Annotated in this window: 13 protein-coding genes; 8 read left to right on the plus strand and 5 right to left on the minus strand. The window is 44.5% G+C overall.

Translation table 11 applies throughout. The annotated features are described in order from the left end of the window. Positions 1–28 precede the first annotated feature (28 nt). From IW644_RS02160 to IW644_RS02175, 4 genes are all read right to left on the minus strand, one after another. Positions 29–796 carry a 3-hydroxybutyrate dehydrogenase gene (locus IW644_RS02160; RefSeq protein ID WP_269916220.1) on the minus strand — a complete coding sequence of 256 codons (768 nt, stop codon included), beginning with the start codon at positions 794–796 and terminating at the stop codon, positions 29–31. Continuing rightward, positions 789–1,865 (minus strand): extracellular catalytic domain type 2 short-chain-length polyhydroxyalkanoate depolymerase, encoded by a 1,077-nt coding sequence (locus IW644_RS02165; RefSeq protein ID WP_269916221.1) that lies wholly within the window; start codon positions 1,863–1,865, stop codon positions 789–791. Before IW644_RS02165 ends, IW644_RS02160 begins: the two co-directional genes overlap by 8 nt. Next, a complete protein-coding gene (locus IW644_RS02170) occupies positions 1,865–3,223 on the minus strand; it encodes an E22 family MetX-like putative esterase (RefSeq protein ID WP_442864411.1) in 1,359 nt (452 codons plus the stop codon). The genes IW644_RS02165 and IW644_RS02170 overlap by 1 nt, the downstream gene beginning before the upstream one ends. Before the next feature lie 131 nt (positions 3,224–3,354). After that, positions 3,355–4,650, minus strand: coding sequence for a GntP family permease (locus IW644_RS02175; RefSeq protein ID WP_269916222.1), 1,296 nt, complete (start codon positions 4,648–4,650; stop codon positions 3,355–3,357). A 317-nt stretch (positions 4,651–4,967) separates the two neighbouring features. Between IW644_RS02175 and IW644_RS02180 the strand changes: the two genes are divergently transcribed. The 3 genes from IW644_RS02180 (at position 4,968) to IW644_RS02190 (ending at position 9,226) form a co-directional block, all read left to right on the plus strand. Then, the gene (locus IW644_RS02180) at positions 4,968–7,346 is read left to right on the plus strand and encodes a TonB-dependent receptor (RefSeq protein ID WP_269916223.1); all 2,379 of its coding nucleotides are present in this window, start codon (positions 4,968–4,970) and stop codon (positions 7,344–7,346) included. 204 nt (positions 7,347–7,550) lie between these two features. Next, positions 7,551–8,219: a response regulator transcription factor gene (locus IW644_RS02185; RefSeq protein WP_269916224.1), complete on the plus strand. Its 669-nt coding sequence runs from the start codon at positions 7,551–7,553 to the stop codon at positions 8,217–8,219. Positions 8,220–8,332: 113 nt separating this feature from the next. Then, positions 8,333–9,226 (plus strand): aspartyl protease family protein, encoded by an 894-nt coding sequence (locus IW644_RS02190; protein ID WP_269916225.1) that lies wholly within the window; start codon positions 8,333–8,335, stop codon positions 9,224–9,226. A gap of 92 nt (positions 9,227–9,318) precedes the next feature. Here IW644_RS02190 and IW644_RS02195 read toward each other — a convergent pair whose 3' ends face one another. Further along, entirely contained in the window at positions 9,319–12,729 is a 3,411-nt protein-coding gene (locus IW644_RS02195; protein WP_269916226.1) for a hybrid sensor histidine kinase/response regulator, read from the minus strand. A gap of 259 nt (positions 12,730–12,988) precedes the next feature. Between IW644_RS02195 and grpE the strand changes: the two genes are divergently transcribed. The 5 genes from grpE to IW644_RS02220 all read left to right on the plus strand — a co-directional run bounded on the left by grpE (position 12,989) and on the right by IW644_RS02220 (position 20,973). After that, entirely contained in the window at positions 12,989–13,612 is a 624-nt protein-coding gene (grpE, locus tag IW644_RS02200; protein ID WP_269916227.1) for a nucleotide exchange factor GrpE, read from the plus strand. 117 nt (positions 13,613–13,729) lie between these two features. Continuing rightward, a complete protein-coding gene (dnaK, locus tag IW644_RS02205) occupies positions 13,730–15,658 on the plus strand; it encodes a molecular chaperone DnaK (protein WP_179982936.1) in 1,929 nt (642 codons plus the stop codon). Between the two features lie 227 nt (positions 15,659–15,885). After that, complete coding sequence (gene dnaJ, locus IW644_RS02210; protein ID WP_269916574.1) at positions 15,886–17,019, plus strand: molecular chaperone DnaJ; 1,134 nt, start codon at positions 15,886–15,888, stop codon at positions 17,017–17,019. Between the two features lie 440 nt (positions 17,020–17,459). Continuing rightward, positions 17,460–17,942, plus strand: coding sequence for a c-type cytochrome (locus tag IW644_RS02215; RefSeq protein WP_269916228.1), 483 nt, complete (start codon positions 17,460–17,462; stop codon positions 17,940–17,942). A gap of 454 nt (positions 17,943–18,396) precedes the next feature. After that, positions 18,397–20,973, plus strand: coding sequence for a bifunctional diguanylate cyclase/phosphodiesterase (locus tag IW644_RS02220; protein ID WP_269916229.1), 2,577 nt, complete (start codon positions 18,397–18,399; stop codon positions 20,971–20,973). Positions 20,974–20,990 lie beyond the last annotated feature (17 nt).

Consider the following 20,990-nt stretch of genomic DNA (forward strand, 5'->3'; position numbering starts at 1 on the left):
AATAGTAAAGCGTTATAACCACAATCAACTACCTGGCCGTCCAACCCCCGTCTAGCACCATGGTTTGCCCTGTGATATTGCGAGCACTGGGCGACATTAAGAAGCTTGCGGTATCTGCAAGTTCTTCAACGCTAACAAATTGCTTTTTAGGCATGGGTTCTAACATTATTTTTGTTATTACCTCTTCCTCGGTAAGGTTATTTTCTTTTGCCTGTGCTGCAATTTGTTTCTCCACCAATGGTGTTTTCACATAGGCGGGGCAAAGGGTATTGATAGTTACATCGCAATCTCCTGTTTCAAGCGCGATGGTTTTTGCAAACCCCAATAGCCCATGCTTTGCTGCTACATAAGCAGACTTATATGGCGAGGCAACTAACGAGTGAATAGAGCCTACATTAATAATGCGCCCGTAGTTTTGCTGTCGCATTGCCGGCAAAAAAGCTTGGGTTAACAGAGCAGGGCCAACCAGCATGATATTTATAAGCTGCTGCCACTTATCTGCAGGGAAGTCCTCTATACGAGAAACGTGCTGTATTCCTGCGTTGTTGATTAATACATCGACGGTAAACTTTCCTAATACCTCTGGCAGTGCGGCAACTTGCTCTGCATTACATACATCTACAGCCACGGCGCTGGCCGAACCGTCCAAGTGCGCAAGCTTGGTCACAGCGTCTTTCGCCGCTTGTTCGTTTATATCGGCTATGATCACGTGATGGCCTTGTTTCATCATTGACTCGGCAATGCCAAAGCCAATGCCACTTGCACCGCCTGTGATAAATACTGTGCGCTTACTCATTGGTACTCCCTGAGGCATTGATTGTTGAAGGTGCGCTATTTAATGAAAACAATAGCTTCTTTACTGCCCTTATTTGCGCGCCGTCTCTGTTTGCATAATCGCTAGACGCATAGCCCCACCAATCCCAACAGCCTTGTGGATTTAACGGCATAAACAGCGACTTTTTCGTTTGTGGGTACAGCACAACAATATTGTTGTCATCAGCCCATTCATTCAGCCCTGTTTGGGTAGTGTAGGCATCGCCTACGGCATCGGCATACTGGTTACAGCCGTGGAAACTAATATGGGCTCTGCATGGCTCGCCTTGTGCACAGCTTTCAGGCACATACACAAAGCCTTCACTTGCTAATGTTTTGGCATCGTCACCCGCTATTTTTTGCTGATCAATTGAATGAATTTGCCCTGACAGTGACTCGTCGGGTGTCGAAACATCTTCAACAAGATGAGAGAGCATGGCACCTGCTGCATCGTAATCGCAGTTTCCAATGAAGGGGCTCTCTGATTTCATGCAGTTAACCCCATTGTTTTTGGTGGGAAAAAGGTGAGCCATCGGTTTGTCATTGATATAGGCAATATTTTGTGTGTCTGTCCACAGTTTGTATTGCTCAAATAATAAATCGCTCACTGGTGCAATCACTCTGGTGTCTTGCGTACCGTGAAAGAGCCAGACTTTTGCGTCTTTCATATTAGAAAGCGAGGCGATTTTCCCCTCAGTTTCATACTGTTTGGCTTTTTCATTTAGCCCTTCAAGGCTTATCTCTCCCTCTACCTTATTCACGCATTGCGATAGGGCAGTGGTTATATCACCTCGTGCACAAAAGTAGGGGCCGCCAGCAATGACACCAACGCCTTTCACCCAATCGCTGTGTGCTAGTTGAAATTGTGTTGCCATGTAACCGCCTGAGGACAAGCCAGACACGGTGACGTTCTCTAAATCGAGGGTAAGCGAAGGAACATCACCCCGCTCTGTTGCATCTGCGCTGAAACTTAGCGAACTAAAGCTAAGCGCACTAACGCTTATTAAAGAAAGCCACATTGCGCGGCGTAAAAAGGGTTTAGGTTTCATCATTACATTGCTGCCTTATCATTTTCTAAAAATTGGCGAATGGCTTCGGCTTGAGCGGATATGTTAGTCACTCCTTCTAAATGCCCTAATTTGCCATCTAGCGTAACTAATGTGCTGTCGATATCAGTTGAAATAAGCTTTTGGTGTGCACCTTGCGATAGGTAAGGCATAAGAAGCAAATCAGTTTTGGCTGGAATAAACAGTGTTTTTGCTTCGATAGACGCCACCCCTTGCTTTAGGCTGCCTTTATGCCCGGCAACAAAAAGCTGGCAAGCGCGTACTAGGTATAAAAGGTGGTTGGCATCCATTTTTTGAGCGCGAGCTTTTGCTCGTTCGCGAAGCCAGCTTACAATACTGTGTGACTGGCGTATGTCATTAAGCGGCGCCGACTCAATATTTTTAAAATCCAATGTGTTGCCCTGTTCATTAAAAAACGAGGGTGTAAGAGCATTTTGCGTAATGAGCATAAGCGAGGCCGCTAAGCCATCAAGGGGCGCTTTCTGTTTTGTGTAATTACCATTGTTCCAGTTTTTATCAAGCGTTATTGGCGTTGCCCAGTGTTCCAGTGCTGCGGTGGTCCAGGCGTCGCTTTGACCTGTTCCGATAACTGAAATCATACGTTCAACCCAGTCGGGGTAAGCGCTCGCCCAATCTATAGCTTGCATAGAGCCCATAGAAGGTCCAATAACCGCGTACAGTTTGCTAATACCTAAGCTTTCAAGAAGTGCTTTTTGAACATTTACAAAGTCACGTATGGTGACAACGGGAAAGTCCAGTCCATAAGGTTTTCCCGTGTCTGGATTAATTGATGCTGGGCCTGTGGTTATTACCTGTGGGTCGTAAGCATTTAAGTTGACCAGTGTGTCTACGCTAATTACATAAAAGCGATCTGTATCAATGGCTTTCCCGGGGCCGATAATACTATCCCAGTATCCTGGCGCTGAATCGTTTTCGTTATATTTTCCCGCCGCATGAGAAGAGCCTGAAAAATAATGTGTTATTAGAATAACGTTACTCTTGGTATCGTTTAGTGTTCCGTATGCCTCCCAACCTACTTTTACATTTTTGATTTGCTTACCGCCAAAGGTTGTGAAGTGAGGCATTTCAAACGTCTGCTTTTCTACTATCAGCGAACCTTTTTGCTCAATCTCGCTCGCCATTACCTGAAAATGTAACGTTACGAGAAGCGACGCAAGTAACCCAAGCAGGGCGCGGGACTTCCTAGCTAAGTGTAGGGCTACCAGCTTAAGTGAAGTCATATATTTTTGTACCGCCAATACGTATGGCTCTTTTAACCGCCGGCTATTATGCTCGCTTCCTATCATCATTAGTTTTGGAGTACACCTAATTTTCCAGTTCATTTTCTTTAACTCTCAATCCATTTTCACAGCGCTGACTTCCTTCAACAGAGTCGGTATGTAAATTGACTCTGGCTTTGGCTCTATTAGCGCTTACACTTTGTGCAATTTCGTTTTTAAAAGCTAAGCCCATGCTACATAAAGCTAAACAAACCAATTGCCATTGCTAAACCAATCATGGGTACCACTACAGTCAGTGCACCCACGGCCCAATATGCTGCCTGATGGGTTTCGTTGCAGATGGCCCGTATGGTGGTCACTACGTAGCCATTATGGGGTAAGGAATCCAGTGCACCTGAAGATATAGATACAATTCTGTGCAGCTGTTCTGGTTCAACGCCTTGATCTAGATAATGCGGGCCCACTAAGGGCAGTGCGATTGCTTGTCCGCCTGATGCGCTGCCGGTTAACCCTGCAATAACGCTTACTGCAATGGCGGCGCCAATCAGTTCGTTACCGGGAATTTGGGTCATAAGCGCTACCGTTGTTTGAAACGCTTCGGTGTTTTTTGCAATAGACCCAAACCCTACAACAGCGGCAGTGTTACCTATGGCAATCAATGCCCCGGTTGTACCCGCATTTATGGCAACTGGCAAACTGTGAAAATGCTTGTAATTAATAGCCAGCAAACACAGCACGCCGCCGCCTAACGCAAGAATAAGGGCAAGTTGAGCAAGCTCTTCATGGAATAAAAATGAAATGACCAGTACAACCACCAAGGGCACAATGCCGGTAAGCGGGTGGGGTAACGCTCGGTCTCGCACTTCAGGGTCGCTTGCTCTGGCCTCAAACTCCTCGCCGCTGTTTACCGCCTTTCTGATCATTTTAGCCAGCCACCAGTAGCCAAAACATGCCATGAAAATGGCGACGATAAGGCTAACTTCCCAAGCAGCAAAAGGCGAGGTGCCTAAATACTTTATAGGTATCCAGTTTTGAATTTCAGGTGAGCCCGCCGACGTCATCGTAAATGTTACCGATCCAAACGCCATGGCTGCAGGAATAAAACGGCGGGGTAAGTTGGCATCTTTAAACAAGCTTACCGCCATTGGGTAGACGGAAAACGCCACAACGAACACGCTAACACCGCCGTAGGTCAAAATAGCGCAAGCTAGCACAACAGCTAATACAGCGCGTTTATAACCGATTTTGGTAATGATCCAGCGAGAAACAGCGTCCGCAGCCCCAGTGTCTTCCATGAATTTACCGAATAATGCGCCAAGTAAAAACATAAAAAACCAAGAAGCAATGAAGCCTGAGAATCCGCTCATATAGGTTTGAACAAAATTCACGTCACCAGTAAAAACGCCAATATTATTGGTGATGGCAACTACAAGCGCGCACAAAGGTGCAGCGATAAAGAGGTCCATTCCGCGTATTGTCAAAACAATAAGCAACAACAGACCGCCTACTAAGCCAATCATACTTAACATAGTTAATATTCCTTAAAAAAAATCTGTGACCGCAGATGATCCTAAACAGTTAAGTCGATTAAAGACTTGCCCACACCTAAAACCACAAAGTGTATGCAAATCAAATAAAAAGCATTCATAACAGACCTAGAGTTTGACGTTACTTTTATTAAAATCCCATAGTACGATGGTACTACATACTATTAACAATTAATTAACTAAAGTGATTTTGACCGTAGGCAATACATCCGACAGTGACGTGAGCTTATTGATCTCTGAAGTATTGAAGTAAAGCAAAGACCAACAGGCCCTAGAACTTAGAACAACAAGGACTCACTATGTCTAAATCAACACACATTAATAGCTTGGTATTACCTTACCAACCATATTCAGCCGCAGATAAAACGGAACAAGACAAAAGAGCTTCAGCAAAACGCCCAATACATAGCTTATGCGCCCTTGCGGTGGCTAGCGTATTAAGTACAGCGCCAGTATTCGCTCAGGATGAACAGGCCAATGCTGACGCACAAGAACAAAAAGGGAAGCTAGAACGCATTGAAGTAACAGCACGAAGAACCGTCGAGTCGCTTCAGGAAACGCCCGTTGCTATTACATCTGTTGGCGCTGCTGAGCTAGGCGAAAAAGGGATTAGTGTACTTACCGAAGTACAGCAATTTTCACCGAATACAACGCTGCAAACCAGTCGTGGAACTAACTCAACTTTAACAGCATTTATTCGCGGACTTGGCCAGCAAGACCCGCTTTGGGGCTATGAGCCAGGCGTAGGTATTTATGTGGATGATGTCTATATTGCTCGCCCACAAGGAGCCGTACTTGATTTGCTAGACGTACAGCGCATTGAAGTGTTGCGAGGACCACAGGGAACGCTTTACGGAAAGAACACTATTGGTGGGGCGGTTAAATACGTCACTAAGGAAATGACTGGCGATACGCAAATGAACGTTGAGGCGACGGTAGGTAGCTATAGTCAGAGAGACATCAAAATTACCGGTCAAATTCCACTTATTGAAGACACCGTATACCTTGGCGTGGGTTATGCCAATTTAAACCGCGACGGGTTCGGCGAGTACCTTGTAAGCGCGTTGCCTAAACAAGACAAAGAAAACTATAACAAAGATCTTTGGGCAGCCCGCGTGACACTTGAAGTTCACCCAAGTGAAGATTTGTTTTTCCGCATCGGCTGGGATAAAACCGAAGATACATCAAATGCTAAGGGCGGCTATCGTTTAATTCCCAGTATTTTGACGGATGCGCCCGTACCTGATTCGGTTTACGATTCTTACACCAGCTTACCTACCTGGAATAAAGTCGAGCTAGAAGGCTATAACTGGCTGGCGCGATACCAAGTGAATGATGATTTAGAGCTTAAATATATTGGTTCGCACAGAGAGAGTTATTCACCTACCAACATTGATTTCGACAATACCCCTTTGCCTATTTTCGATGTACCGGCAGAGTATGACGACAGTAACGATACTCACGAGATTCAAGCTGATTATATCGGAAACGCGTTTAGCCTAGTGTCAGGACTTTATTTTTACGATGGTGAAAGCTGTGGCAACTTTGATGCTATTTTAGGTGTACTTGGGCAGTCGCTGGGCGCGCCAGGCCTGACTCGCGAGGTGACAGGCTGCAATAACTCTGAGAGTTGGGCCGCTTATGCGCAAATGAACTACGACGTTACCGATAAGCTATCGCTTTCTCTCGGTGCCCGTTACACTGACGAAGAGAAGACGGCTTATGTAAACAACGGTTTGGTCTTCGCTAATGTTTATCCTTACACCGACTGGATAGACGGCTATGTTCGCCCTGACGGACAGTTAGTGCCTCAAGTACTTGGGACAGACACTGATGGTGATGATGTGTTAGATGCGCCAGCGGTAGAAAGTTGGTCTCGCTTTACCCCGCGAGTGGGTGTGGAATATCAAATGAACCGCGATACCATGTTCTTCGCTAGCTATTCACAAGGCTTCAAATCAGGCACCTTTAACCCTCGAGCTCAAACTAATGAGCCTGGTGTAGAACCTGAAGTTGTAGATAGCTTCGAAGTGGGTGTAAAAAGCGATTTAAGCGACGCGCTTCGCATGAATGTCACTTTGTTTTCATATGATCACAAAGATCGTCAATACATTGGTGTAGAGGGTGATTTATCTGACCCTACCGCACTTGACCAGCGTCTGCGCAATGCAGCAGAAACTGCCGCAAAAGGTGCTGAGTTAGAAATGACGTGGGTAGCAACCGATAACCTACAATTTGATGTTGCTTATGGCTTTATTGACTTTGAAATTAAGAAAAACAATGCCATTCCTCCATTGATAGGCTTAGCGAGTACACCTGAGAATACCTTTAATTTTAATGCTAACTACTTGCTAGAGACGAGCTTCGGGGGTATTACCTTCAACGCTAACTATTACTATCGTGATGATTACCTTATTTTTGAAACCAGCGATCTTATTCAACAAGATGCTTATGGTATGGTGAATTTAAGCGCGCGCTGGGAAAGTGTTGAAGGCGACTGGTATGCCGGATTACACGTGAAAAACTTGACCGATGAAGAATATCTGGTTGGCGGATATGACTTTGTCACACAAGACGGTGAGGGTAACTTTGGGCCAGGTCTTGGTGGCGATACAACACTTATCGGTTATTACGGTGACCCGCGTACTGTTCACCTTACGGTGGGTTATCGATTCTAAACAGTATAGCTTAGATAAAATAAACGCTGTTCATCACGCCTAAGCTTTTATGCTTAGGCGTACTCAATTTTGACCTAGCCTTTTCAAGGGGAACGCTGGCCAGTACGTGTGTTTTGTGAATAGTTCCATTAACAACATTAACCTTTATTAGCCGACGTGATATGATTATTATTATTAACAAGGTAGTTACAAGTTGATAGCATTATGTCCGTAAAAATTTTGATTGCTGACGATCATCCGCTTTTTAGGGCCGCTATGTGTCACGCGCTAAAAAGTGTAGAGCACATTGAGCTTGTAGAAACCTCGACCTTCCCCGATACCCTTGCTTGTCTCAAATCAAATGACGACATAGACCTGCTTTTTTTAGACCTCACCATGCCAGGCAATGAAGGGTTAAATGGTTTGGCTGAAGTGCATGCGTTATACCCTGATGTACTTGTAGTAGTGATTACCGCACAAGAAGAAGCAGACGTCATGGCAAAATCGTTTGCACTAGGTGCTAGTGGCTTCATACCCAAATCGGCCTCGGTTGAATGTATTATTGATGCGGTAAATACGGTACTTGATGGGGAAACTTGGATACCGGCTTCAGTTCAAATGCCCACGGAGCTGTCACAAAATTCTGCTGTCTCTAATACAGATAGCGTATCGGACCCCAATGACTTTACGGTTAGATTAAAACAACTTACCCCTCACCAACTTAAAGTGCTACGAATGGTATCAGATGGCTTGCTCAATAAGCAGATCGCTTACGAACTCGCTATTTCAGAATCTACCGTTAAACAACATGTCTCGGCGGTGTTAAGAAAACTTGGCGTTATCAACAGAACTAAGGCTGGCATAGCGTTTAAAAATGCGATGCACTTGAGCTAGTAAAAGCTTAAACGTTGTTTGGGCTGCTTTTGGCCCCCTAGCATCGAATTGCATCTAAAGTTGTGCTAGCGTAAAGGACTAGGAGTAACAATGCTAAAACAAAAGGAATATTGATGAAGCGCTTCTCACTTTTTATTTTTCTTCTACTTTCTTCTTGCCAGGTTTTTGGAGCAGCCACACAGTGGGTTGATTTCACATTGGATAACGGTCATGTATTTCTTCCCGTTACAATTGACGGCATTGAATCGCGGGTAATGCTGGATTCAGGCGCGCAGATAAATAGCATTAATCGCGCCTTTGTAAGAAAGCACGATTTAACGTTCGATAAAGGCAGGCCTGTAAACGTGAAGGGAGTTTATGGCGTTGAAAAAAGAAAAGCCTATAACAATGTGGACGTTGAAATTTTTGGGACCACATTTAAGTTAGATTCGCTGGTTGAAACCAACCTTGGTCATCATTCTAACGGTATGTTACTAGGAGCAGGTTTTTTCAACAGTTTTGTTGTTCAATTAGACTACCCGCACAGAAAAATTCGCCTTGTAACCCGAGACTCGGTCAACATGAAGGAGGTGGCTAACGTGCCGGCTACTACTCAGCAAGGCACGGGTATGCCTATTGCACAAGTCGAAATTAACGGCGTACCGCTATGGCTTCGAATAGATACTGGTAATGCTGGCACAATATTGATTAACCGCCGCGCTGCATCTAAAGCAGACTTGCTAGAGAAAGTGGAGGGTACAAGTACCTCATTTGGGGCCAATAGTTCAGGCGTAAACGAGTTCGCCACTTCAGACATGGTAAAGTTTGGACCGTTTGAAATTAGCAACGTTAAAGTAAGCTTCCCTGCAGAAGGGCAAACCACTAACTTAGAAAGTCAGTACAAAAGAACCGGCAGCCGTATAGGTGGGAAACGCGTGGTAGGACTTATTGGTTACGACTTGCTTAAAGACTTTGTTGTTACGTTGGATTATCGCTACGGTCGCCTCCATATTAATGTACCTCAATAGCGAGGTTTACGCATATGGCTACGCAATAAAAGCAAAATTAATAAATAGTCTATCAACTTATTTTTTTGAAGTATTTATTGAAGAAGTCAAAATTAGCCTAAGCGCTTTGCGTTGTAAATTTTCGGACTATCGGAGTCTTTGTGTTGGTGAGAGAGTGACTGTTTAAGCAGTCGCTTTAGCGCCGCTGGCTTTAAGGGCTTAGGTAAATAGCTAAATTGTAATGCTGCCGCTTCTTCTCTTATTTCGTTGCTTCTATTAGCGGTGACCAATACTTTCAGCGCGAAACTCACGTTTTCTTCAGATAATATCGCCGCTACGTCAAAACCGTTTTCTCCGTAGTTTAAGTGGTAGTCAGCAATAAGTACGTCAAAGTGCTGGTGAGAAACATTAGGGGCTTCAGCGCCACTGGTTATTAGGGTAGTATTTGCTCCCCAATCGGCAAGGAGTGCACACATTGCATCCGCCACTTGCTCATCGTTCTCGACAAGTAGAAAATGCGTGTTTTCCAAAAACAGTTCTTTGCTATAGCGCTTTGTTTCCAGTGCTTGTTTTACATTACCACTAGCGTGCGCCGTGCGGGTTACTGTAACACTAAAACAGCTACCTTTGCCGGGTAATGAGGTTAGCCCTACTTGATGGCCGAGTAATCGGCAAATCTTCTCTACAATAGTTAAGCCTAATCCAATCCCTTCATTTTTGTTGTTGTCCAGCTGGTGGAACTCACTAAAAATTTCATGCTGTTGGTGTGCGGCAATACCTAAACCGGTATCGTAAACACAAAGCCTTATTGTCTTTTCGGAATCTGCAGTTTGTATGCGTCTAACGCCCACTAAAATACTGCCTTTGGGCGTGTAACGAACCGCGTTGGACAATAAATTTTGCAGCACACGTCGCAGCAAGTTTTTATCTGAATACACCATGACACTTGTTTTTACATACCTCAGCGTAACCCCTTTTTGCTTTGCGATAACACTGAACTCTTGTACCAGCGACGACAGAATTTCATCAATTGGAAATACAGCGTTTTGAGGTGTAAGTACGCCAGCATCTAATTTTGTCATATCCAGCAACATAGAAAGTAGACTCTGAGCGTTATCTAGTGAGTTAACCACACCCTCAGACAGTGCGGCCAGTTCGCTGCCTTGTGTTTTTTTACTTAGCATACTGGCAAATAATGTGGCGGCGTTAAAAGGCTGCATCAGATCATGACCTGCTGCTGCCAAAAACTTAGTCTTGCTTTCATTGGCCTTATCAGCCTGAAGTTTTGCTTCTTCTAATTCTGCGGTGCGTTGAACAACCCTTGCCTCTAAATCCTCCTTTGCACTTTCTAACTCTTTTTGAATTGCTATGTATTGTGTAATGTCGCTATAAGTCGTTACATAGCCGCCGCCAGGAAGGGGCGCACCGTTAAGCTCTATGACTTTTCCATCAGGCTGCTTGCGAATATGCTTATGGCGCGTACCTTCAAGCATGTAGCTCACTCGTTTATCAATTGAGGAGGGGCTAAACAAACCTCGCTTTGCGTTGTAACTCAGTATGTCGGTAATTGGCATACCTGCTTTCAAAAAGCCTTTAGGGTAAGCAAAAAGCTCTACGTATCTGTCATTCCATGCCAGTAACTGCAGTTTGTCATCAAGAACACTAATGCCCTGTTCGATATTTTGTACCGAAGATTGAAGTACCTCGTGATTGAACTGAAAAGACTGAGAGGCTTCTTCTACCCAATCGACTAATTCCGGTAGGGTATCACTGCCTGTATCTGCTATCGCGCCTAATAATATTCGAGCGCTGGGTGCTCCCACCTGAGCTGCGAGCAATTTATTGACTCTGTTGATAAGTGCTTGGCTGGCATAACCACTGCTGGAAGCACGCTCAACATCAATCGTTAGTTGCGTTACAAGCTGGGAATGAGTGGCGCTTTCGAGTACCCGTTCGGTAAGCGCTATTAAGTCACGCACTTTGACGAGTAAATTGGGCGCCGAATTATTTTGTAGTGTGGCATCGGTTTGGTTTAACTCGTGTTTCGAAGAAATGAACGCGACAACAACAAATGTAATGCAGTTAGCCAATAACGAAAAAGCAAACCCCAGCCCTAGCACTTGGTCGGTTGGAGCAGGATTAAAATAGTAGCTAGAAAGCAGGCTAGGGTAGAGTAGAAATATCGCCCAGCACGTAGAGCCCACTAGTAAAGCGGATATAGCGGCGGCTTTACTGCTACGCCGCCAATAGATTCCGAACATCAACACGGGCATGCACTGTGCTAACAGCGCAATGGCAATTACGCCACTTTTAACTAAGGGCGCGGCCTGACTTATATTAAGGTGGTACCAGAGCGCAATGCTTAGAACGACTACTACAGTAATACGGCGTATAGATAAGATTTTACCTGGTTGCATTGACTGGTTTGGAGACGTTTTTAGCCGGGCTTTTAGCCACAGCGGTGTTACAACATTGTTTGATATCATTATGCCCAAGGCTAGCGTTGCGACAATTACCATACTCGTGGTGGCAGAAAGACCGCCTATAAAAGCAAAGGACGACAAGGCAATATTTTCAGCATGTAAAGGTAGTGCTAGCACATAAGCATCTGAGCTTGTGGCCTCTGGCAACAATATTTTTCCGGCAAGTGCAATTGGAATTAGAAAAATAGTCATACCAAATAGATAGAGGGGAAATAGCCACCTTGCGGTTTTTAGTTCACCCTCACCATTTTGTTCAACAAAGTTCATGTGAAATTGGCGTGGCAATACAAACATAGAGCAAACGCCAAGGGCTACGTGTGACAAATAAACCCAAGGCGCGCTATCGGCATAAATAACGTTTCTGGCGCTGTCATTTGATGCGGCATTAGATATTAAATCTAACGCGCCATCGAATAGAAAGAAGCAAACAAAAATACCCACAGCCCACAGCGCGACCAGCTTGATAATTGATTCAAATGCTATGGTAAGCAGCAAGCCAGGGTGCTTATCAGTTAAATTTAGCGTGCGCGTGCCGAAGGTTATAGCAAATATGGCAAGCAGTCCGGCCACGTAAATGCTTAACCAAGGCGTGGTGGTTTGGGGTTCGCCAGAGAGTAGGTTAATTGACTTTGTAATAGCGTCTAATTGAAGGGCTATATAGGGCACAACACCAAAAAAACACAGTAAAGTGATAAGTGCGGCAATTAAATGAGAGTGCTGGTATTTGAGCGAGATGAGGTCAGCTAAGGAGCTGATATTATGCTGTTGGCACATTCTACTTATACGAAGCACCACGGGAAACGCAAATGCCATAGTCAGCATGATCCCTAAGTAAGTAGGGATGACTGCCCAGCCGTATTGTGCAGCCTGAGAGGTGGTACCGAAAAATGCCCAAGATGTACAGTGCACGCCCAGTCCAAGACTGTACAGTACAGGGTGCTGTCGGTTATCGCGTAAACGCTTATCGCCCCAAAACGCCAAAGCGAAAAGTGCGATAAGGTAAATACCAACAATAGTGCCAACCGTCCAGATACTTAACATTGGTAGCCTGTGTGATAGTTCGTCCGTGTAATTCCACGCATTTTTAAAACTCGCGACTGTGCAGTTTATATGAACTTACAATAACATGTTATTTACATATGGCGCATCTCCAAGGATTTTTTAAAAATCACCCACAAAAATATTGTGGATACCCTTGATCACCCTAAATCTAGCCCCATAACTAAGCGCAACAGACTCATTCCCACTAATTTATTTTGGTTGGGTGATGCCTAATTTAGAAAAACGTTTGGAGGTAGGCATGAGCGATAATCGCGACGTGCAGGCAGAACAAGAAAATTCAGTTGATGAAACTGTACAAGGCGCAGAAGAAGCGCAGGCAGAAACGCCAGAAGCAGAAGGCGTAGAGCTAGATGAAAATGCACAGCGCATTTATGAACTAGAAACCGCACTTTCTGAAGCTCAAGCAACGATCAAAGAACAGCAAGATGGTGTGCTTCGTGCGCGTGCAGACGCTGACAACGCGCGTCGCCGCGCTGAAGGTGAAGTAGAAAAGGCACGTAAATTTGCCCTTGAGCGCTTCGCGGGTGAATTGCTTCCGGTTATCGACAACCTAGAACGCGCAATCGAAATGACCGATGGCGATAATGAAGCCGTTAAGCCGCTTCTTGAAGGCGTGGAGATGACCCACAAAACTTTCTTAAGCACTATTGAGAAATTCGGATTAAGCCTTATTGATCCGCAGGGTGAGACCTTTAACCCAGATTTGCATCAGGCGATGTCGATGCAAGAAAGTGCAGACCACGAGCCAAATACAGTAATGGCCGTGATGCAAAAAGGTTATCAAATTAACGGCCGTTTGTTACGCCCTGCCATGGTAATGGTATCGCGAGCGCCAAGCGACGGTGTGGATACGCAAGCCTAATACGCTTTTTTGCGACAAACACACGAAAATGTCAGTTTTTTTACTGGCATCTATTGAAAAGCCGGGGAATAACCCCACTAAAAGTACAGCATTAAGAAACTTATTCGGAGACACAAAATGGGTAGAATCATTGGTATCGACTTAGGTACAACGAATTCATGTGTCGCAGTTCTAGACGGCGACAAACCTCGCGTAATTGAAAACGCGGAAGGCGATCGTACAACCCCTTCAATCATCGCTTACACAAACGATGGTGAAACGCTTGTAGGTCAATCAGCGAAGCGTCAGGCGGTAACGAACCCTGAAAACACCTTATTCGCTATTAAGCGTCTAATTGGTCGTCGCTTCCAAGATAAAGAAGTTCAGCGCGATATCGACATCATGCCTTTCAAAATTGTAGGTGCTGATAACGGTGACGCATGGGTAGAAGCTAAAGGCGAAAAAATGGCGCCTCCTCAGGTTTCTGCTGAAGTACTTAAGAAAATGAAGAAGACCGCTGAAGACTATCTTGGCGAAGAAGTAACTGGTGCAGTAATTACTGTTCCTGCTTACTTTAACGATTCTCAGCGTCAAGCAACTAAAGATGCCGGTCGTATCGCGGGTCTTGAAGTTAAGCGTATTATCAACGAGCCAACTGCTGCTGCCCTTGCTTACGGCATGGACAAGAAGCAGGGCGATAACGTTGTTGCGGTATACGACTTAGGTGGTGGTACCTTCGATATCTCTATCATCGAAATTGACGAAGTAGATGGCGAGCACACGTTTGAAGTACTAGCAACTAACGGTGACACACACCTTGGTGGTGAAGACTTTGATAACCGTGTTATCAACTACTTAGTTGAAGAGTTCAAGAAAGATCAAGGCATCGACCTTCGTAAAGACCCGCTAGCTATGCAGCGTCTTAAAGAAGCAGGCGAAAAAGCGAAAATCGAACTTTCTTCTTCACAACAGACAGAAGTTAACCTGCCTTACATCACGGCTGATGCGACAGGTCCTAAGCACTTAGCTATTAAGCTTACTCGTGCAAAACTTGAGTCTTTGGTTGAAGACCTAGTGAAAAACTCGCTTAACCCACTTAAGCAAGCACTAGCTGATTCAGACCTATCGGTAGGCGACATCAACGACATCATCCTTGTTGGTGGTCAAACGCGTATGCCGCTAGTACAGAAGTACGTAAGTGAGTTCTTTGGCAAAGAGCCACGTAAAGACGTTAACCCTGATGAAGCAGTTGCAGTAGGTGCAGCAATTCAAGGTGGTGTACTTTCTGGTGACGTTAAAGACGTACTACTTCTTGACGTTACGCCTCTGTCTCTAGGTATTGAGACAATGGGTGGTGTAATGACTGCGCTTATCGAGAAGAACACGACTATCCCAACTAAGAAGTCACAAACCTTCTCAACAGCGGAAGACAACCAGTCTGCGGTAACAGTACACGTACTACAAGGTGAGCGTAAGCAGTCAAGCGGCAACAAGTCTCTTGGTCAGTTCAACCTTGAAGGTATTCGCCCAGCAGCGCGCGGTGTACCGCAAATCGAAGTTACCTTCGACCTAGATGCTGACGGTATCCTACACGTGTCTGCGAAAGATAAAGACACAGGTAAAGAGCAGAAGATCACTATCAAAGCTTCTTCAGGTCTAAGCGATGAAGAAGTAGAAAAAATGGTAGCAGACGCAGAAGCGAACAAAGAAGCCGATGCGAAGTTTGAAGAGCTAATTCAAGCGCGTAACCAAGCTGACGGTATGATCCACGCTACACGTAAGCAGCTTGAAGAAGTTGGCGATGCACTAAGTGCAGAAGACAAAGCGCCAATTGAAGAAGCCCTTACTGCGCTAGAAACTGCATCTAAAGGCGAAGACAAAGCAGAAATCGAAGCGAAAACGCAAGAACTTATTCAAGCGTCTAGCAAGCTGATGGAAGCGGCGCAAGCGCAACAAGCAGCAGCTGGTGGCGCGGAAGGCGCTGAGCAGCAAGCTTCTTCTGGTCAAGCAAACGACGACGTTGTTGACGCAGAATTTGAAGAAGTGAAAGACGACGACAAGAAGTAAACTGTTGTGTCAGGCCCGTTAATTCAAAGTGGCGGGCCGTTTAAGCAGTTCAGGCGCATCAGGAATTTCTTGTTGCGCCTTTGTTGTGTAAATAACTTGGTGTAAATAGCTTGGTTTAAATGACCTAGCGTTATTAAAAACCTAAACAGGTTATTTTCACAACAGTCAGATGTAGATTCGACGAGCATTACATGCTTGTCGACAAAAAAGTAGGATATGTAAACGATATGTCGAAACGAGACTACTACGAAGTACTCGGGGTAGATAAAAGCGCAGGCGACCGCGAAATTAAAAAAGCGTACAAAAAGCTTGCGATGAAGTATCACCCTGACCGTACGCAAGGCGATAAAGGCCTGGAAGATAAGTTTAAAGAAATCCAGGAAGCCTACGAAATTCTGTCAGATTCGCAGAAGCGTGCAGCATACGACCAATACGGCCACGCAGGTGTTGATCCAAACCGTGGTGGCGGCGGCTTCGGTGGTGGTGCCGACTTCGGCGATATCTTTGGCGATGTTTTTGGTGATATCTTTGGCGGCGGTGGTCGCGGTGGACGTCAGTCGCGTGCTCGTCAAGGTTCAGACCTACGTTACAACCTAGAGCTTAGTTTAGAAGAAGCGGTTCGCGGCAAAAGCGTTGATATCCGCGTACCTACGCTGGTTGAATGCGATGTGTGCGATGGATCAGGCGCGAAAAAAGGTTCGTCACCTAAAACCTGTCCAACTTGCCACGGCAACGGTCAGGTTCAAATGCGTCAAGGTTTCTTTGCTGTACAGCAAACTTGTCCGACATGTTCAGGCAAGGGCAAGATTATTGAAGATCCTTGTAACAGCTGTCACGGTCATGGTCGTAAAGAAAAGACTAAGACCCTTAACGTTAAGATTCCGGCAGGCGTAGACACTGGAGACCGTATTCGTCTTTCTGGCGAAGGTGAAGCGGGCGAGAATGGTGCACCAGCAGGTGACTTGTACGTTCAAGTACACGTTCGTGAACACGATATCTTCCAGCGCGACGGCAACAACCTGTACTGCGAAGTACCGCTTAGCTTTACAACAGCAGCCCTTGGTGGCGAACTTGAAGTCCCTACCTTGGACGGCAAGGTTAAGCTGAAAATTAGTGCTGAAACGCAGACTGGCCGTATGTTCCGTTTACGTGGTAAAGGCGTTAAGTCAGTGCGAAGCGGCGCTATGGGCGACTTAATGTGTAAGGTTGTGGTTGAAACACCAGTTAACCTATCATCACGTCAAAAAGAGCTACTGCAAGAGCTAGAAGAGTCGATGGGCAAGGCGTCAAGCAAGCACAGTCCAAAGGCGCAAGGTTTCTTCGATGGCGTGAAGAAATTCTTTGACGACTTAACTAACTAGTTCGTCACTTATTTAAGTATAAAAGCCCTCCTTGAGAGGGCTTTTTTTGTACCTGAGTATATATTTACTACCTCTGCAACTTGTTACAACAGTTTCACTTTGTAAACGAAATAACTTTGAGTATCTGTCCGAAACTGTACTTTATGAGAGTAGGGTGAGTGTCTGTCCGAAACTGTACTTTATAAGAGTAGGGCGAGTGTCTGTGCAAACCTGTACTTTGTAAAGGTGAAGTAAGTGGGTGTCCCTTTATCATTCGCCCCTCTGTTAGGCGAATAGTTGTTAAAACCAAGGTTACGCGCGGCTAATCCCTTGAAAGCGCTTGTTCACCGTTAAATTTCTTGCGCTAAAACGAACTATTCGTCACGATAGGCTTATAAGTAAAAGGTAAAATATCTGCAAACGTAAAAGTAGATAACCAGTAATTAAAAAAGGGAACAGGCATGAGACTATTCAATAAAGCGATGATCGTAGCAGCTACCGTTGGTGCGGTGATTTCAGGTTCAGCGTTAGCTGAAGTAACTGAAGCTTCTTCTGAAAAGCACGCTAAAGCAGCAACTCAGTACCGCCAAGCGGTTTTTCAATTAGTACGTAGTAACATGGGCCCGTTGGGTGGTATGGCAAAAGGCGCGCTTCCATTCGATGAAAGCGTAATGCAAACCAACGCTGTACGTCTTGAACAACTTGCTGACATGATGGGCGACTATTTAGCTGTCGATACGCGTAAATTTGACGTAGAGACTGGTGCTAAAGATGAGATTTGGGAAAACTTCTCAGATGTAGAAAAGAAAGTTATGGCACTTAAAACGGCCGCACAAGGTCTACAGGCTGCAGTCGATGCAGGTGATGAGAGCGCGTATCGCGGAGCTATCGGTAAAATCGGTGCAAGCTGTAAGTCTTGCCACGATGACTATAAAAAAGACTAAATTTTAGGTGCTGTTGACGTCAGTGTTCCATCACTACTCAACAGCACTGCCTCTTCCAGCCCCCAATCTTTCAATAGTCGTGCTGATGCTTGATAACATTCTAATTATTTTTCTATAAAACTACGACAAGTAACAGACGCCAGTTATCACACTATTCCCTTCCGTCTCATCAGTTTAATCGAATTTACATATGCACTGTTTATAATTTGCTGGAAATTTGAACAGATTTTGTCTATGTTATGTAAATGAAATACGGACGTAATAATAACCTATATTCACAATAAGTATCTTACCTACGAATGCACTTAAAAAAGCATTTTTGAAAAAAGGTAACGTGTCACTGTTGGAAAATAACGAAGCGTTTAAGCGTAAGACAACACTCCACCTACCCGTTTAAAGCAATGGAGGAGGCGCTTTTGTATGCGAGTTTTATTGTTTTCGAGGAACTGATTAGATGGATTTACGCAGTGAGCGCATGCTTTCCACAATGCGCACAACGCAAAATAGTATTTCTGCGTTATTGACTGAAAGCAGGAGTAAAATAGATTCACCGTGTATATTGTTGGTTTCAGTAAACCCGAATAGTGGTCGCGCCACCGTTATTGCAAGCGATAGTGAACACTCAGAAATCGAGTCACATCACATCGTTTTCCCGCCCCATACACTACTCATGCTGCCTTTAACACCGATGAGCGCGCCATTACCTGTAAGAGAATTTACCTTACCCCAATCACTTGAGCATTTTCGTGAACAGTATGTCGTTGTGGCATCGGTGAAAGACATGCAAAATAACGTGTTGGGGGTTGTGCTTACGTTCGTGAGAAATAGCAACTTAATGGGGCATCAACATACCTACGTGGATATTCTGCGCCAGAAGGTGGAATTAAACTACCTGTATGAGCTTGCCCGGCACCCCTATTCAGATAAGTTATCAGAGCAGTTGTCACTCCTTGAAGAGGTGAGTGCTATTTCAAAAGTGGGGGCGTGGCAAATAGACAGGTTCACCGGCGCGTTTTCTTCAACTCAAGTCATGAAAAGTCTGCTGGGACTGCTACATTCCAAAAGCGTTAACCTACAAGATGTGCTCGAAGTTATTTCATTTGAAGACAAAGATAACCTTAAGCAACGAATTCTCAAAGCGATTAAAAAACAAAGACATTTTGCAAAGCATCTTACTATTACCGATAAGCAAGGGCGAACTAAAAATATAAAGCTAACCGTATTTTTACAAGTTGAGCATCAAGCTAATTTGGGTTTAAAACTCACTCGCTTATATGGTGTTGTGCAGGACGAAACGGAAACTCAGAGACTATCTGATTCGCAACACAATTATACAGATTATCTAGCAAGTATTTTAAACGGTGTTGATAGCGTGGTTCTCAGCATTGATAAGAATGGCACCATACTGTCGGCAAACGAACAAGTTGTTTCTGTATTGGGGTTTCAGCCGGAAGAGTTAATAGGGCAAGATATTAAACTTCTAGCGACAAAGGTTCAAAATAGTGATGTGCCATCCTACTTGTTAAATTTAGACGAAGGCGTTGCACGTTGCTCTGAGGTCGAGACCATAAACGAATGCATACGTCATAAAAATGGCAAGAGAATAGCGTGCGATGTAAGCTTAAAAGCATCCAAGGTACATAACCAAGACTTGGTCATTATAAGCATACGAAGCGTTTCAAACTTGCATTTTGAAGTAGACCACTTTAAACAGTTAGCGCTAACCGACGCTTTGACTGGTCTATCGAACCTTTATCATTTCGAGCAATACCTTTTAGATAAAGCTGCATTGGCATCGTCTGAGAAGACGCTTTCTGTTTTTCTCCGAGTTAGCATAGTCAATGTTAAAGAGTATGAAGACGCATTTGGAGAACCCACGGTTGACTATATCCTTCGTATATTAGCTAGTCGCTTTGTTCGTACTTTTGAGGTTAATAGGCAACTTGACGTGAGGGTATTTAAATACGACCGCGGCAATTTTATTCTTCACTTAAACGATTTCTTTAAGGATGACCATTCGGCGAAAAATGCTGCCCAGCAATGTGCTCACTATCTCAGAGATAACGTGTTGGTTCCTATCACTTTACACAATAGTTCACTGGTTATCGAAACCAAGACAGTTAGCTGTGCTATCCCACCAAAGCACTTTTCATATAAAAAAATAAAAGAGCTAATGTCTAGAAAGGCAATAAATGACGATATTGTTTATTTAAACGATGAGAAAGAGCACGTCTATTCACATATTAATGGCAGCGATATAGACCGCTATAACTATATAAAACATTCTTTAAATAGAGCTATTGGTAACAATGAGTTATTCGTAGAGCTTCAGCCTCAATATTGTAATAGAGGAAACCTAGTAAGCTCTGAAGTGTTGCTTAGATGGAACCATCCTCACCTTGGCGTCGTTACGCCAGCAGAGTTCATTCCTATTGCCGAGCAGAACGATTTCATTGCGGATATTGGATTATGGGTTTGTAATGAAGCCTGTAAATTATTAAGCGAATGCCGCGCGAAGAGTATAGACACTAAGCTATCAATTAATATTAGTGCGAAGCACTTAGCGCGCGCTGACTTTGTCAGCAAATTTGTAGCAATAGTGAATAGGTGGAGGGTGGCACACGCGTGTCTAAAGCTTGAATTGACAGAAGGCGCATTGATAAAAGGCGTCAACATAATACAGCGTCGAGTTAAGGATTTAGCCCAGCAAGGTTTTAGTTTATCTATTGATGATTTTGGTATTGGTGATTCAAACCTTAACTCTTTGCAAGCGCTTCCAATTAATGAGCTCAAAGTCGATAAAGTTTTTATTGAAGCAATAGAAGATTCAAAAGAAAAAAACGTGTTTGTTACAAATATTTGCAACATGGCAAGGGCGTTGAAGCTCGATACCGTGGCAGAAGGCATAGAAACCACAGGGCAATTAAACGAAGCAAAGGCTTGTGGATGTAGCGCATTCCAAGGCTATTATTTAGATAAGCCGATGAGCGTAACTGATTGGCGCGATAAGATTGTCCACGCTCAGAACTAGTTATCAGTGAGGGATAT

It is taken from the genome of Alteromonas sp. PRIM-21, assembly GCF_027563165.1.
GTDB lineage: Bacteria > Pseudomonadota > Gammaproteobacteria > Enterobacterales > Alteromonadaceae > Alteromonas > Alteromonas macleodii_A.

Excerpts from the sequence above, each read along its gene's own strand:
- grpE (WP_269916227.1), top strand. The coding sequence starts at position 12,989 with ATGAGCGATAATCGCGACGTGCAGGCAGAACAAGAAAATTCAGTTGAT.
- dnaK (WP_179982936.1), top strand. The coding sequence starts at position 13,730 with ATGGGTAGAATCATTGGTATCGACTTAGGTACAACGAATTCATGTGTC.
- IW644_RS02220 (WP_269916229.1), top strand. The coding sequence starts at position 18,397 with ATGGATTTACGCAGTGAGCGCATGCTTTCCACAATGCGCACAACGCAA.
- IW644_RS02215 (WP_269916228.1), top strand. The coding sequence starts at position 17,460 with ATGAGACTATTCAATAAAGCGATGATCGTAGCAGCTACCGTTGGTGCG.
- IW644_RS02170 (WP_442864411.1), bottom strand. The coding sequence starts at position 3,223 with ATGAACTGGAAAATTAGGTGTACTCCAAAACTAATGATGATAGGAAGC.
- IW644_RS02165 (WP_269916221.1), bottom strand. The coding sequence starts at position 1,865 with ATGATGAAACCTAAACCCTTTTTACGCCGCGCAATGTGGCTTTCTTTA.
- IW644_RS02160 (WP_269916220.1), bottom strand. The coding sequence starts at position 796 with ATGAGTAAGCGCACAGTATTTATCACAGGCGGTGCAAGTGGCATTGGC.
- IW644_RS02180 (WP_269916223.1), top strand. The coding sequence starts at position 4,968 with ATGTCTAAATCAACACACATTAATAGCTTGGTATTACCTTACCAACCA.
- dnaJ (WP_269916574.1), top strand. The coding sequence starts at position 15,886 with ATGTCGAAACGAGACTACTACGAAGTACTCGGGGTAGATAAAAGCGCA.
- IW644_RS02195 (WP_269916226.1), bottom strand. The coding sequence starts at position 12,729 with ATGTTAAGTATCTGGACGGTTGGCACTATTGTTGGTATTTACCTTATC.
- IW644_RS02190 (WP_269916225.1), top strand. The coding sequence starts at position 8,333 with ATGAAGCGCTTCTCACTTTTTATTTTTCTTCTACTTTCTTCTTGCCAG.
- IW644_RS02175 (WP_269916222.1), bottom strand. The coding sequence starts at position 4,650 with ATGTTAAGTATGATTGGCTTAGTAGGCGGTCTGTTGTTGCTTATTGTT.
- IW644_RS02185 (WP_269916224.1), top strand. The coding sequence starts at position 7,551 with ATGTCCGTAAAAATTTTGATTGCTGACGATCATCCGCTTTTTAGGGCC.